Consider the following 13,928-nt stretch of genomic DNA (forward strand, 5'->3'; position numbering starts at 1 on the left):
TCTATCCAATCTATTTAAGCCGACCGTGCAACTGGCATAAGCCTTGCCAGTTTGTATAGCGCTTGTGCGCCTGGCCGCAGGATGCGGTCTTCGGAGCTAGTGGCAGCGGGCCATTAGCCAACCAACATTGGGAGAGAACTATGATCAGTGCCGCTGTAGATACTCAGGGAGAGCGTTTTAGTAAGGCGGCAGAGGGGCCAACGTCACTGGCCGACCTGCCCAACACTGTGCGGCCGATCGTGAGTAATAATCCCAATCGAAAGAAGGTATTGTTCGTCACCTCCGAGTTCGCCGACCTGGTGAAAACCGGTGGCCTGGGCGACGTGTCCGCGGCCCTGCCGCGCGCCATGGCTCATTTGCACGATGTTCGCGTCCTGATCCCCGGTTATCCGCAGGTGATGGAAAGCGACAACCCGATCCATATCATCGGTGAGCTGGGTGGCCACGCCGCGTTGCCGCCGTGCAAGATCGGGCGCATGGACCTCAAGGACGGCCTGGTCATCTATGTGCTGATCTGCCCCGAGCTCTACGAGCGCGAAGGCACGCCGTACGGCGCCAACAACGGTCGCGACTGGCCGGACAACCATATTCGCTTCGCCCGCCTGGGCCTGGCCGCTGCCGACATGGCCGCCAACCTCGCCCAGATCCACTGGTGCCCGGACCTGGTGCACGCCCATGACTGGCCCGCTGGCCTGGCACCCGCCTATATGCACTGGCGTGGGTCACGCACACCGACCCTGTTCACCATTCATAACCTCGCCTATCAGGGCGTGGTTAGCCTGGCCTCTACACCGGAGCTGGGCATTCCGCCGCACGCCCTGCAGCAGGAAGGCATGGAGTTCTACGGCAAGATGTCGTTCCTCAAGGCGGGCATGGCGTATTCCAGCCACATCACCACCGTGAGCGCGACCTACGCCCAGGAAATCACCACGCCGGAATTCGGCTGTGGTCTCGACGGTTTCCTCGCCGCCAAGACCCAGCAAGGCCTGCTCAGTGGCATCCCCAACGGCATCGATGAAAGCTGGGAAACCTCCACCGACACGCACCTGACCCATAACTTCAATATCGGTGACTGGGAAGGCAAGGCCGTCAATGCCGACCACGTGCGCGAACTGTTCGGCCTGCATGCTTCCACCGGCCCGCTGTTCGCGGTGGTCTCGCGCCTGGTTTACCAGAAGGGCCTGGACCTCACCGAAGCAGTAGCCAGCTTTATCGTCGAAAACGGCGGCCAGATCGCCATTATCGGGCGCGGCGAGCCGGAAGAAGAACAGGCCATGCGTGAACTGGCGCTGCGCTTCCCAGGCCAGGTCGGTGTGCGCATCGGCTTCAACGAGACCGATGCGCGGCGCATGTTCGCCGGCAGTGACTTCCTGCTGATGCCTTCGCGCTACGAGCCCTGCGGCCTGAGCCAGATGTATGCCCAGCGCTTCGGCTCGCTGCCGGTGGCACGTAATACCGGCGGGCTGGCGGACACCATCGAGAATGGCGTCACCGGCTTCCTGTTCAATGAGTCCACCGTAGAAAGCTACGAAGAAGCCCTGAGCCGCGCGTTCCGGGTATTCGCCAATAAAGGCCTGCTCAACGCCATGCGCAGCCGCGCCATGACCCAACCCTTCAACTGGTGCCAGGCGGTGGAACCGTACGCCGAGCTGTATGAACAACTGGTGGCCAAGGCCTTGGGGAAATCGACTAAATAATCAAGGGAGGTCTTCATAGATGCCGTTACGGACTTTGGAAACCTGGCCCCACGGCGCAATCATGCTGGACGCGCAACACACGCGTTTTGCCTTGTGGGCGCCAGACGCGTTTTATGTCAGCGTTGAATTGGAAAACGGTAAATCCATCGCCATGCTGCCCCAGGCAGATGGCTGGTTCGAGACTGAAGTAAAGTGCCCGGCGGGCACGCGCTACCGCTACAACATTGATGGGGAAATGGATGTTCCCGACCCCGCGTCCCGGGCCCAGGCCTCGGACGTGCATGGTTGGAGCCTGGTAGTCGACCCGCTCGCCTACCCATGGCGCCACGCCAATTGGCAAGGCCGTCCCTGGCACGAAGCGGTGATCTACGAATTGCACGTAGGCGCGATGGGCGGCTACGCCGAAGTCGAAAAGCACCTGCCACGCCTGGCCGAGCTGGGCGTCACCGCGCTTGAATTGATGCCGCTGGCGCAATTTCCCGGTGAGCGCAACTGGGGTTATGACGGCGTGCTGCCCTACGCACCGCACTCCTCCTACGGCTCGCCCGAGCAACTTAAACACCTGATCGACAGCGCCCACGAGCACGGCCTCGCCGTGATCCTCGACGTGGTTTACAACCACTTCGGCCCTGACGGCAATTACCTGGGCCAATACGCCAAGGGCTTCTTCCAGGAAGACGTGCACACGCCGTGGGGTGCCGGTATCGACTTCGAGCGTCGTGAAGTGCGGAATTTCTTCCTCGACAACGCGCTGATGTGGCTGCTCGAGTACCGCTTCGACGGCCTGCGCCTGGACGCGGTGCACGCTATCGACAACCCCGGTTTCCTCCAGGAACTCGCGCATCGGGTACGCCAGCAGGTGGATACCGGTCGTCATGTGTGGCTGGTGCTGGAAAACGAGCTGAACCAGGCCAGCCTGCTCAAGGAGGATTTCGACGCGCAATGGAATGATGACTTCCATAACGTGCTGCACGTGTTGCTAACCGGCGAAACCGATGCCTATTACAGCGACTTTGCCCAGGACCCCACGACCAAACTCGCCCGCTGCCTGGGCGAAGGGTTTATCTATCAGGGCCACACCACCCGCCATGGTCATGAACGTGGCGAGCCGAGCAGTGAACTGCGGCCCACGGCCTTTGTGTCCTTCCTGCAGAACCACGACCAGATCGGCAACCGCGCCCTGGGCGAACGCCTGCACCAGCTTTGCTCGCCCCAGGCGCTCAAGGCTGCAACCGCCCTGCTGCTGTTGTCGCCGATGATTCCGCTGATGTTCATGGGGGATGAGGCGAACGCCAGCGAGCCGTTCCTGTTTTTTACCGACCACCACGGTGAACTGGCCGAAGCGGTGCGTGAAGGCCGGCGCAATGAGTTTGCCGACTTCGCAGCGTTCCACGATCCCGAGCGACGTGAACGCATCCCCGACCCCAACGCGCTGTCGACATTCGAGCAATCGGCCCCAGTGATCGCCGGCAACGAACACGCTCAGCTCTATCGCCAACTGCTCAGCCTGCGCCATCGGCATATCGTGCCGCACCTGCCTGGCGCCGAGGCATTGGGCGCGCAGGTGCTTGCCTACGCGGCCGTCAGTGCGCGCTGGCGCCTGGGTAACGGCAGCCTGCTGCAGATCGACCTGAACCTGAGCGCCACGCCGCTGGATCACCCGGCGACCGCGCCGGTCCTGTTTGAAACGCCGGCCCTACAAGGTGCGCAACTGCCGCCCTTCAGCGCCCGCGTCACTTTATCCCCTGTTGGAGAGCACCCTTGAGCGAAGCGAACCTGGAAATCCTCGCCAGCCGCGCGGGCCTGGCCGTCGATTGGATCGATGCAAACGGCCGCCCGCAACGAGTGACACCCGACGCCCTGCGCGCGGTTCTCAAAGGCCTGGGCCACCCGGCCGACAGCGATGCCGACATCAACGCCAGCCTGCTTGAACTGGAGCGCGTGCAACAAGACAAGCACCTGCCGCCCCTGATGACCGTCGACAGCGGTGAAGGCCTCGACCTGGCGCGCTACTTCGAACCTGACACCCTGTGCCGGGTCAACCTCGAAGGCGGCGAGACCCTGGAGCTGCGCCTCGACGGCGACTCCGTATTGCCCGGCGTTATCGCCCTGGGCTACCACCAGGTGCATATCGACGACCAAAGCTTCACCTTGGCCGTCGCGCCCACCCATTGCTACAGCGTGGCCGAAGCGGTGGACACCCGGCCCGCCCGCGCCTGGGGCCTGAGCGCCCAGCTGTATTCACTGCGCCGCTTGGGCGATGGCGGTTTCGGCGACACCCTGGCCCTGGAACACCTGGCCCGCTCCGCCGCCGAACGCGGCGCCGATGCCCTCGCGATCAGCCCGATGCACGCGATGTTCAGTGCCGACACCGAACGCTACAGCCCTTACTCGCCGTCCAGCCGCCTGTTCCTCAACAGCCTGTATGCCTCGCCCGCCTGTATTCTGGGTGAACGCGAGGTGCGCAATGCGATTGAAGCCATTGGCCTGGAAGAAGAGTTGCACGCGCTGGAACAGCACACCCTGATCGACTGGCCTGTCGCCGCCCAGGCCAAACAGCGCATGCTACGCGCGCTGTATGAAGATTTCCGCCACGGCCATCACCCGCAGCACGCCGACTTTCTGAGCTTTCGCCAGGCCGGTGGCGAGGCCCTGGAGAACCATTGCCGCTTCGAAGCCGTGCAGGCTGTGCGCGCCGCTGCAGGCGAGGACCTTGACTGGCGCCACTGGCCCGAAGAGTGGCGTTCGCCGCAGAGCCCTGCGCTGGTTGCGTTCGCCGAAGAGCATCACGCCGAGATCGGCTTCTACGCCTTCGGCCAATGGCTGATCGCCCGTTGCCTGGAGCGCGCCCAACAAGCCGCCAAAGGCAGCGGCATGGGGGTCGGCTTGATCGCTGACCTGGCCGTCGGCGCCGACGGCGGTGGCAGCCAGGCCTGGAGCCGCCAGGATGAGTTGCTGGCCGACCTGACCGTGGGCGCGCCACCCGACATCCTTAACCGCGCCGGCCAGGGCTGGGGCATTTCCGCGTTCTCGCCCGAGGGTCTCAAGCGCAACGGCTTCCGCGCGTTTATCGAGATGCTGCGGGCCAACTTCGCCCATGCCGGCGGCTTGCGCATCGACCATGTAATGGGCCTGCAACGCCTGTGGGTGATTCCCATGGACGCCTCGCCGCGTGAAGGCGCTTACCTGTATTACCCGGTAGACGACCTGTTGCGCCTGCTGGCGCTGGAATCCCACCGCCACCAGGCCATCGTGCTCGGAGAAGACCTCGGCACGGTGCCCGATGGGCTGCGCGAAAAACTCATCGCCCGCTCGATCCTCGGCATGCGCGTGCTGTTGTTCGAACAGGGCCACGATGGCCAGTTCAACCCGATCCTGGACTGGCCGGATAACGCCCTGGCCACCACCAGCACCCACGATTTGCCGACCCTCAACGGTTGGTGGCACAGCCGTGATATCGACTGGAACGTCCAGCTGGGCCTGATCGATGCCCCTACCGTGGAGCAATGGAGCGAACACCGCCTGCGTGAACGCCAGGCGCTGCGCCAGGCCTTGAGCCAGGACCCGCAGAACTTCGTCGATGAGATCCGCAACGAAACCGACCACATGATCGACGCCAGCGTGCGCTACCTCGGCCACACCCGTGCGCCGCTGGTGCTGTTGCCGCTGGAAGACGCGCTGGGCCTCGAAGAACAAGCCAACCTGCCCGGCACCACCGACACCCACCCTAATTGGCGCCGTCGTTTACCGGGCGAGGCCTCCAGCCTCCTCGACAACGCCGGTGCCGCGCGCCGCCTCGAACTGCTGGCCGTCGCGCGCAACCAAGCCTATGAGCGAGACCGATGAAAGCCCTACCCTTGCGCGCTACCCAGCGCCTGCAATTCCACAAAGGTTTTACCCTGGATGACGCGGTACCCCTGGTGCCGTATTTCGCCCAATTGGGCATCAGCCACCTGTATGCCTCGCCATTGTTGAGCGCCCGCGCCGGCTCCATGCATGGCTACGATGTGGTCGACCCCACCAGCGTTAACCCCGAGCTGGGCGGCGAACCGGCCTTGCGCCGTCTGGTCGCAGCCCTACGCGAACACGATATGGGGCTGATCCTCGATATCGTGTCCAACCATATGGCTGTGGGCGGCGCCGACAACCCTTGGTGGCTGGACCTGTTGGAATGGGGCCGCTTGAGCCCCTACAGCGAATTCTTCGACATCCAATGGCATTCGCCCGACCCGCTGCTCAAGGGCCAATTGCTTATGCCCTTCCTCGGCAGCGACTACGGCGAAGCTTTGCAGAGCGGTACGCTGACGCTGCATTTCGATGCGGCCCACGGCGTGTTTTACGTTGAGCACTACGAACACCGCTTCCCTATCTGCCCACGGGATTACGCGGCCATCCTCGGTGCCGACGAGCGGCTCAAACCTCTGGCCGACCGCTTCAGCGCCCTGGCCTATCAGGATGATGCCTACGCCGAAGCCGCCTGGCTCAAGCAGGTATTGGCCGAACGCGCCACAGAAGTCCTGGAGACTATCGAACAGCGGCTGACCGAGTTCGACGGACGCACGCCGGAGGGCTTCAACCGTCTGCACCACCTGCTCGAGCAACAGGCCTATCGCCTGGCCAGCTGGCGCACGGCGGCAGACGACATCAACTGGCGGCGCTTCTTCGACGTCAACGAACTCGGCGGGTTGCGCGTGGAGCGCACCGCTGTGTTCGAAGCCACCCACGGCAAGATCTTCGAACTGATCAGCGAAGGCCTGGTGGATGGCCTGCGCATCGACCACATCGACGGCCTGGCCGATCCGCGCGGTTACTGCCGCAAGCTGCGGCGTCGGGTGGATTCGCTGTCGCCCGAGCGGCACTTGCCGATCTTCGTGGAAAAAATCCTCGGCGAGGGCGAAACCCTGCGCGAAGACTGGCAAGTGGACGGCACCACCGGCTACGAATTCATGAACCAGTTGTCGCTGCTGCAACACCATCCCGAGGGCTTTGCGCCGCTGGCGGACTTATGGACGCGGCACAGCGAACGGCCCTCGGCGTTTATCGAAGAGGCGCGGCTGGCCCGCCAGCAAATCCTCAACGGCTCCCTCGGCGGCGACTTTGAAAGCGTGGCCCAGGCCCTGTTGCAAGTGGCCCGCGACGATGTGATGACCCGCGACCTGACCCTCGGCGCGATCCGTCGCGCGTTGCAGGAGCTGATCGTGCATTTCCCGGTGTACCGCACCTATATCAGCGCCCGCGGCCGTAGCGCCGACGACGACAAAGTGTTCCAGCAGGCCCTGGACGGCGCCCGTACGACACTTGGCGAGGGCGACTGGCCGGTGCTCGAACACCTGGAAAAATGGCTCGGCGGCCAACCCTGGCGCAATCGCCCGGTGGGCCGTGAGCGCAAGATCCTTAAGCATGCCTGTGTGCGCTTCCAGCAACTGACCTCGCCGGCTGCCGCCAAGGCCGTGGAAGACACCGCGTTCTACCGCTCGGCCGTGCTGCTGTCGCGCAACGATGTGGGCTTCAGTACCGAGCAGTTCAGCGCGCCGTTGGCCGAGTTTCACGCCATCAATCAACAGCGTTTGCAGGCCTTCCCCGACAACCTGCTGGCCACCGCCACCCATGACCACAAGCGTGGCGAAGACACCCGTGCGCGCCTGGCCGTGCTCAGCGAGTGCGCGCCGTGGTACGTCGAGCAAGTGGAGCATTGGCGCACCCTGGCAGCACCGTTGCGCGACGACGCGACCACACCGTCGGCCGGCGATGAGCTGATCCTGTATCAGGTGCTGCTGGGCAGTTGGCCGCTGGACCAGGCCGAAGACTTCGAGGGCTATCACCAGCGCCTGTGGCAGTGGCAACAAAAAGCCCTGCGCGAAGCCAAGTTGCAGAGCAGTTGGAGCGCGCCCAACGAGGCGTATGAACAGGGGGTCGAAGCCTTTCTCACACGTCTGCTGCTCAGTGATGAAGGTCAGCCGCTGCGCAGCGCAATCGGCAGCGCCGCCCAGGCCATCGCCCCCGCCGGCGCGGTCAACGGACTGGCGCAAACCTTGCTTCGCATTACCGTGCCGGGTGTGCCGGACCTGTACCAGGGCGATGAGTTCTGGGACTTCAGCCTGGTGGACCCGGACAACCGTCGTCCGGTGGATTTCACCGCGCGGCAACAGGCACTCACTACCCCGCCGGACATCGGCGAACTGTTGTTCAACTGGCGTGACGGGCGTATCAAGCAAACATTGATTGCCCACGTACTGGCCTTGCGCAAGGCCCATCCGGACGTGTTCCGCAACGGCCGCTATACAGCACTGGAAGTCGTCGGCCGACACGCCGAACGGGTGGTCGCGTTCTGCCGCGAACACCAGGGCAAACGCCTGCTGGTGGTGGTGCCACGTTGGTCCCATGACCTGCTTGAAAACGGTGTGCATCCCCAGATCAATGCGCAGGTTTGGGGCGATACCCGGGTGAAATTACCGTTCGCCGTGCCAACGCAAAACTGGAAGGGACTTTTTCATACAGGCGCAGTCACACCAGACAAGGAGCTGTTGATCAGCACTGCCCTGGGGGATTTCCCGGTCAATGTCTTTATCAATTCTGATGATCAAGAAAGCTGAAAATTTTCTGTGAGGAGCATTGTGATGAGTACTGAAGACAAACGCATACGCGAACTGGCGCATCAGATCTGGGAGTCTGAAGGCAAACCCCACGGGGAAGACGCGCGCCACTGGGAGATGGCGCGCAAGCTGGCCGAAGCCGAAGCACTGACGCCGAGCAAACCCAAGCCCGCCGCCAAGCCCAAGACCGCCCCCAAGCCTGCGGCAAAGGCCAAGCCACCTGCGCCCACCGCGAGCAAACCGGCGCCCCCGGCGGCCAAGAAGCCGCCAGCGCCGAAAAAGCCCAAGGCTTAACGCGCACGGCGTCACGAACCTTTTGCCGGCGCTGTCGGCAAAAGGCGACTTCACTCTTCTTCTCATCCGCTGAACACACGTCAGCAGGGCCGCGTTCGGCCCGAAAAAATAGCCTTGCAGGAGCAACTCAATGAGCAAACCCCATAAGACCCCATCGACGCCGGGTAACGAGCCGTCGCGGATTCGTGAAGGTTTGCCCTTCCCCCTCGGCGCTACCTGGGATGGCCTGGGTGTGAACTTCGCGCTGTTCTCGGCCAACGCCGAGAAAGTCGAACTTTGCCTGTTCGACGACACCGGCGAAGTGGAACTCGAGCGCATCGAATTGCCCGAATACACCGACGAAATATTCCACGGTTACTTGCCCGACGCCCACCCTGGGCTGATCTACGGCTACCGTGTGTACGGCGCTTATGATCCGGCCAATGGTCATCGTTTCAACCACAACAAATTGCTGATCGACCCCTACGCCAAACAGCTGGTGGGCGAACTCAAATGGTCCGAAGCGCTGTTCGGCTACACCATCGGCCACCCGGATGACGACCTCAGTTTCGACGAGCGTGACAGCGCACCGTTCGTGCCCAAGTGCAAGGTCATCGACCCGGCGCACACCTGGGGCAACGACCAGCCGGTGCGGGTGCCATGGGACCGTACGATCATTTACGAAACCCACTTGCGCGGCATCAGCATGCGTCACCCTTCGGTCGGCGAAGACGTGCGCGGCACCTGTGCCGGGTTGATGGAAGATGACGTGCTCAAGCACATCCGCCAGTTGGGCATCTCGTCGGTGGAACTGCTGCCGGTGCACGCCTTCGTGAACGACCAGCACCTGCTGGAAAAAGGCATGACCAACTACTGGGGCTACAACAGCATTGCGTTCTTCGCCCCCGACCCGCGTTACCTGGCCAGCGGCAAGATCGCCGAGTTCAAGGAGATGGTTGCGCACCTGCACGAGCAGAAGCTGGAAGTGATCCTCGACGTGGTCTACAACCACACCGCCGAGGGCAACGAGCGGGGCCCGACCCTGTCCATGCGCGGCATCGACAACGCTTCGTACTACCGGCTGATGCCCGACGACAAGCGCTTCTACATCAACGATTCCGGCACCGGCAACACCCTGGACCTGAGCCACCCCTGCGTGCTGCAAATGGTTACCGACTCCCTGCGCTACTGGGCTACCGAAATGCACGTCGATGGCTTCCGCTTCGACCTGGCGACCATTCTTGGGCGCTACCGCGACGGTTTTGACGAGCGCCACAGTTTCCTCGTGGCCTGCCGCCAGGACCCGGTGCTGCGCCAGTTGAAAATGATCGCTGAGCCATGGGACTGCGGTCCCGGCGGCTACCAGGTGGGCAACTTCCCACCGGGCTGGGTTGAATGGAACGACCGTTTCCGCGACACCGTACGTGCCTTCTGGAAAGGCGATGACGGCCAACTGGCAGACTTCGCCGGGCGCATGACCGCCTCGGGCGAGATGTTCAACCATCGTGGCCGCCGCCCCTACAGCTCGGTGAATTTCATCACCGCCCACGACGGTTTCACCCTGCATGACCTGGTGTCTTACAACGACAAGCACAACGAAGACAACGACGAGAACAACCAGGACGGCAGCAACAACAACCTGTCCTGGAACCACGGCGTGGAAGGCCCGACCGACGACCCGGAAATCAACGCACTGCGCCTGCGCCAGATGCGCAACTTCTTTGCCACGCTGCTGCTGGCCCAGGGCACGCCGATGATCGTGGCCGGAGATGAATTCGCCCGCACCCAGCACGGCAACAACAACGCCTACTGCCAGGACAGCGAGATCGGCTGGGTCAACTGGGAACTGGACGATGACGGCAAGGCGTTGCTCAAGTTCGTCAAGCGCCTGATCAAGCTGCGCCTGGCCTACCCGATCCTGCGTCGTGGCCGCTTCCTGGTGGGCGACTACAACGAAGACATCGGCGTCAAGGACGTCACCTGGTTGTCGCCGGACGGCAACGAGATGACCACCGAACAGTGGGAAGACAGCCACGGCCGTTGCCTGGGCATGCTGATGGATGGCCGCGCCCAGGAAACCGGGATTCGCCGCGCCGGTGCCGACGCCACTCTGTTGCTGGTGGTGAACGCCCACCACGACGTGGTCAATTTCCGTCTGCCGCCGGTGCCAGAGGGTGAGTTCTGGACCTGCATGCTGGATACCAACGAGCCAGCAGTGCGTGGCCAGGAACGCTTTGAGTTCGACCACGAGTACGGCGTGACCGGGCGCTCGCTGCTGCTGTTCGAACTGCAGCGTGACGACGAGGTGTGACATGGCACTGCATGGATTCCTTCAAGGCTTCCAGGACTATGCGGACACGCAGGACCTGGGCAAGGCCCTGAGGGCACTTCAGGAGGTTGGCCTGGATCAGTTGCCACTGCCTGGCAGCGGCGACACACTGGGGCGGTTCAGCCGCCTTGCACAAGTGGCAGGCCATGACCTGCGCTTATGCAAACTGTTCGAAGGCCACACCGACGCATTGGCGATCATTGCCGAACTCGACAGCCCGCTGCCGCCCCTGGGCAGCCTCTGGGGCATGTGGGCTGCAGAACCGCCGAGCGCCAAAGTGCAGGTGCGCCGCGATGGTCATCGCCTGCGCCTGGACGGGCGTAAAGCCTGGTGTTCCGGGGCGGCGGTGGTCAGCCATGGTTTGTTGACGGCTTGGGATGAACAAGGCAGCCAGCAATTGGTGGCGGTGCAGATGGATCAGCCGGGCATCACTGTCACCAACGACGGTTGGAATGCCGTGGGTATGGCCGCCACTGGCAGCGTCGAGGTCGTCTTTGACGGCGCTCATGGCATTGCCGTGGGCGGCCCCGGCGACTACCTCTCGCGCCCTGGGTTCTGGCAAGGCGGCATTGGCATTGCCGCCTGCTGGTACGGTGCGGCACAACGCCTGGCAGAGGTGCTGCGCGATCACTGCAGCAAGCGCCCGGAACCCCATGCCCTCGCGCACCTCGGCGCCGTTGACAGTGCACTGAACGGCGCGGCCTGTGTGCTGCGCGCCAGCGCTCTGCAGATCGACCGCGAACCCAAGGCTGACGCCCGGCAACTGGCCCAGCAGGTACGCGCGTGCATCGAGGACAGCGTCGAGCAGGTCATGCGGCATGTCGGCCGAGCTGTGGGCGCAGGGCCGTACTGCAAGGATCCGCACTTTGCCCAGTTGATGGCGGACCTGCCGGTGTATGTCCGCCAGAGCCATGCCGAACGCGACCTGGCCGGCCTCGGCGAACTGGTCGCCGGGGACCCCACAGGCAGGTGGCAATTATGAAACCCAACCCGATTGTAGGCCAGGGCACGCCACTGCACCGCTGGCAGGACTCGGCGCTGATGGCCGAACTGCCGCAGATCAGCGTCGAACAACTGGTACCCGAGGGCCACCGCGCGGTGATCATCGCCCCGCACCCGGATGACGAAGTGTTGGGCTGTGGCGGCCTGTTGCAAGGCTTGGCCGAGTTGGGCCGGCCCATTCAATTGATTTCGGTCACCGATGGCAGCGCCAGTCACCCCGGTTCCACACACTGGTCGGTGGAGCGCTTGAGCGTGGTACGCCCGCAGGAGTCGGCACAGGCCCTGCATCGCCTCGGCGTGCCGTTGCACAGCCTGAAATGGTTGCGGGCCGGCTTCAGCGACGGCCAGGTGGCGGCGCGGGAAGAGCAGCTCAGCGCCTTCATCCAGCGCCACCTCAAACCCGCGGATGTGGTGTTTACCACCTGGCGCGAAGACGGCCATTGCGATCACGAGGCCGTTGGCCGCGCGAGCGCCAAGGCGGCGCACGCGGTGGGTGCGGCCCTCTATGAGCTGCCGGTGTGGACCTGGCACTGGGCATCTCCCGAGAACAGCCTGGTGCCCTGGCACCGCGCCCGCAAGCTCCCGCTGAGCTGTGAAGCCGTCGCGCGTAAACGCCACGCCATCCACGCGTTCGCCAGCCAGTTGGAGGGTGACCCGCAGATCGGACTGCCGCCGGTGCTGGCGCCCTATGTGGTGGAGCGTCTGCTGCAACCTTTTGAAGTGGTATTTGTATGAGTGTGGCGACGCCGTATTTCGATCAACTGTTTGCCGGTAACGACGACCCCTGGGCCTTTCGACAACGCTGGTACGAGCGACGCAAACGTGCGCTGACCCTGGCGCTGTTGACTCGGCCGCGCTATGCCTCGGTGTTCGAACCCGGCTGCGCCAATGGCGAATTGAGCTTCGAGCTGGCCCCGCGCTGTGACCACCTGCTGTGTTGCGACACGGCCTCGGCCGCCGTCGCCCTGGCACGCAGCCGCTTGCTGGGGTTTGCCCATGCCCAGGTGGAGCAGAGCCGCCTGCCCGAGCAATGGCCGACAGGCGAATTCGATCTGATCGTCTTGAGCGAACTGTGCTACTACCTCGACAGCGATGACCTGTGCCGCTTGATCGATCGCGTCCTCAGCAGCCTCACCGCCAATGGCCAGGTGCTGGCCTGCCACTGGCGCCCGGCTATCGACGGTTGCCCGCAAACCGCCGAACAGGTGCATGCCCTGCTCCATGAGCGGCTGGCGATGCCCTTGGTCGCCACCCACCACGAACACGATTTCCTGCTCGACCTGTGGAGCCGTGACGGCACTTCGGTCGCCACCCTCGAGGGCCTGCGATGATCGGCATTCTGATCCCGGTACATAACGAAGAGGCGTTGCTCGGCGGCTGTCTGGAGGCAGCATTGGTCGCGGCCAGCCACCCAGGCTTGCTGGGCGAAACAGTGCAGATCCTGGTGGTGCTCGACAGTTGCAGCGATGCCAGTGCCGCGATTGCCGAGGGTTTCCCGGTGCAGCGCCTGGAAGTCCAGGCACGTAACGTCGGCCACGTGCGCGGGGTAGGCGCGCGGCACCTGCTCAACCAGGGCGCACGCTGGATTTCGTGCACCGACGCCGACAGCCGCGTGGCCCCCGATTGGCTGGTAGCCCAGCTGGCACTGGGCGCCGACGCGGTGTGCGGCACGGTGACCGTCGACGCCTGGAGCGAAGGGTTCGAGCCGGCGGCGCAGATCCGTTACCAGCAGGCATACCAGGCCCGGGACGGTCATCGTCATATCCACGGCGCCAACCTGGGCATCAGTGCCGGGGCGTATGTGCGCGCCGGAGGGTTCGAACCGCTGCCCTGTCACGAAGATGTGCAATTGGTGCGCGACCTCGAGCGCTGCGGTGCGTCCATCGCCTGGAGCCACGCCCCGCAAGTCATCACCAGCGCGCGCCTGGAGGCCCGTGCCCAAGGCGGGTTCGGCGATTATTTAAAGAGCCTGATGTGCGCGTCTTGAAAAAAACGACATTGCAAAATGTAAAAGCGACCAATCCTTGTCTATGC

The 13,928-nt window shown here is 63.7% G+C and carries 10 protein-coding genes; all 10 read left to right on the forward strand.

Going from position 1 to position 13,928, the window contains the following annotated elements; translation table 11 throughout:
* The first annotated feature begins 140 nt into the window (after positions 1–140).
* The 10 genes from glgA (at position 141) to M2397_RS08630 (ending at position 13,881) form a co-directional block, all read left to right on the forward strand.
* Positions 141–1,697 carry a glycogen synthase GlgA gene (glgA, locus tag M2397_RS08585; protein WP_131696153.1) on the forward strand — a complete coding sequence of 519 codons (1,557 nt, stop codon included), beginning with the start codon at positions 141–143 and terminating at the stop codon, positions 1,695–1,697.
* A 19-nt stretch (positions 1,698–1,716) separates the two neighbouring features.
* Positions 1,717–3,462, forward strand: a complete 1,746-nt coding sequence (gene treZ / locus M2397_RS08590; RefSeq protein ID WP_184742389.1) for a malto-oligosyltrehalose trehalohydrolase — start codon at positions 1,717–1,719, stop codon at positions 3,460–3,462.
* Positions 3,459–5,543 (forward strand): 4-alpha-glucanotransferase, encoded by a 2,085-nt coding sequence (malQ, locus tag M2397_RS08595; protein ID WP_259242647.1) that lies wholly within the window; start codon positions 3,459–3,461, stop codon positions 5,541–5,543. The genes treZ and malQ overlap by 4 nt, the downstream gene beginning before the upstream one ends.
* Positions 5,540–8,290, forward strand: coding sequence for a malto-oligosyltrehalose synthase (locus M2397_RS08600; protein WP_259242648.1), 2,751 nt, complete (start codon positions 5,540–5,542; stop codon positions 8,288–8,290). The genes malQ and M2397_RS08600 overlap by 4 nt, the downstream gene beginning before the upstream one ends.
* A gap of 24 nt (positions 8,291–8,314) precedes the next feature.
* Entirely contained in the window at positions 8,315–8,584 is a 270-nt protein-coding gene (locus M2397_RS08605; protein WP_131696149.1) for a DUF2934 domain-containing protein, read from the forward strand.
* Positions 8,585–8,714: 130 nt separating this feature from the next.
* Positions 8,715–10,874, forward strand: coding sequence for a glycogen debranching protein GlgX (gene glgX / locus M2397_RS08610; RefSeq protein ID WP_131696148.1), 2,160 nt, complete (start codon positions 8,715–8,717; stop codon positions 10,872–10,874).
* A 1-nt stretch (position 10,875) separates the two neighbouring features.
* Positions 10,876–11,874, forward strand: a complete 999-nt coding sequence (locus M2397_RS08615) for an acyl-CoA dehydrogenase family protein (protein ID WP_167656746.1) — start codon at positions 10,876–10,878, stop codon at positions 11,872–11,874.
* On the forward strand, positions 11,871–12,629 hold the full coding sequence (locus M2397_RS08620; RefSeq protein WP_131696146.1) for a PIG-L deacetylase family protein: 759 nt from the start codon (positions 11,871–11,873) through the stop codon (positions 12,627–12,629). The genes M2397_RS08615 and M2397_RS08620 overlap by 4 nt, the downstream gene beginning before the upstream one ends.
* Positions 12,626–13,225: an SAM-dependent methyltransferase gene (locus M2397_RS08625; RefSeq protein ID WP_131696145.1), complete on the forward strand. Its 600-nt coding sequence runs from the start codon at positions 12,626–12,628 to the stop codon at positions 13,223–13,225. Before M2397_RS08620 ends, M2397_RS08625 begins: the two co-directional genes overlap by 4 nt.
* Positions 13,222–13,881 carry a glycosyltransferase family 2 protein gene (locus M2397_RS08630; RefSeq protein WP_131696144.1) on the forward strand — a complete coding sequence of 220 codons (660 nt, stop codon included), beginning with the start codon at positions 13,222–13,224 and terminating at the stop codon, positions 13,879–13,881. The genes M2397_RS08625 and M2397_RS08630 overlap by 4 nt, the downstream gene beginning before the upstream one ends.
* The last annotated feature ends 47 nt before the right edge of the window (positions 13,882–13,928 follow it).

The organism is Pseudomonas sp. BIGb0381 (assembly GCF_024809815.1).
In the GTDB taxonomy this organism is placed as follows: domain Bacteria; phylum Pseudomonadota; class Gammaproteobacteria; order Pseudomonadales; family Pseudomonadaceae; genus Aquipseudomonas.

Coding starts and splice junctions, on each gene's coding strand:
- glgA (WP_131696153.1), top strand. CDS start 141: ATGATCAGTGCCGCTGTAGATACTCAGGGAGAGCGTTTTAGTAAGGCG.
- treZ (WP_184742389.1), top strand. CDS start 1,717: ATGCCGTTACGGACTTTGGAAACCTGGCCCCACGGCGCAATCATGCTG.
- M2397_RS08600 (WP_259242648.1), top strand. CDS start 5,540: ATGAAAGCCCTACCCTTGCGCGCTACCCAGCGCCTGCAATTCCACAAA.
- M2397_RS08605 (WP_131696149.1), top strand. CDS start 8,315: ATGAGTACTGAAGACAAACGCATACGCGAACTGGCGCATCAGATCTGG.
- glgX (WP_131696148.1), top strand. CDS start 8,715: ATGAGCAAACCCCATAAGACCCCATCGACGCCGGGTAACGAGCCGTCG.
- M2397_RS08615 (WP_167656746.1), top strand. CDS start 10,876: ATGGCACTGCATGGATTCCTTCAAGGCTTCCAGGACTATGCGGACACG.
- M2397_RS08620 (WP_131696146.1), top strand. CDS start 11,871: ATGAAACCCAACCCGATTGTAGGCCAGGGCACGCCACTGCACCGCTGG.
- M2397_RS08625 (WP_131696145.1), top strand. CDS start 12,626: ATGAGTGTGGCGACGCCGTATTTCGATCAACTGTTTGCCGGTAACGAC.
- M2397_RS08630 (WP_131696144.1), top strand. CDS start 13,222: ATGATCGGCATTCTGATCCCGGTACATAACGAAGAGGCGTTGCTCGGC.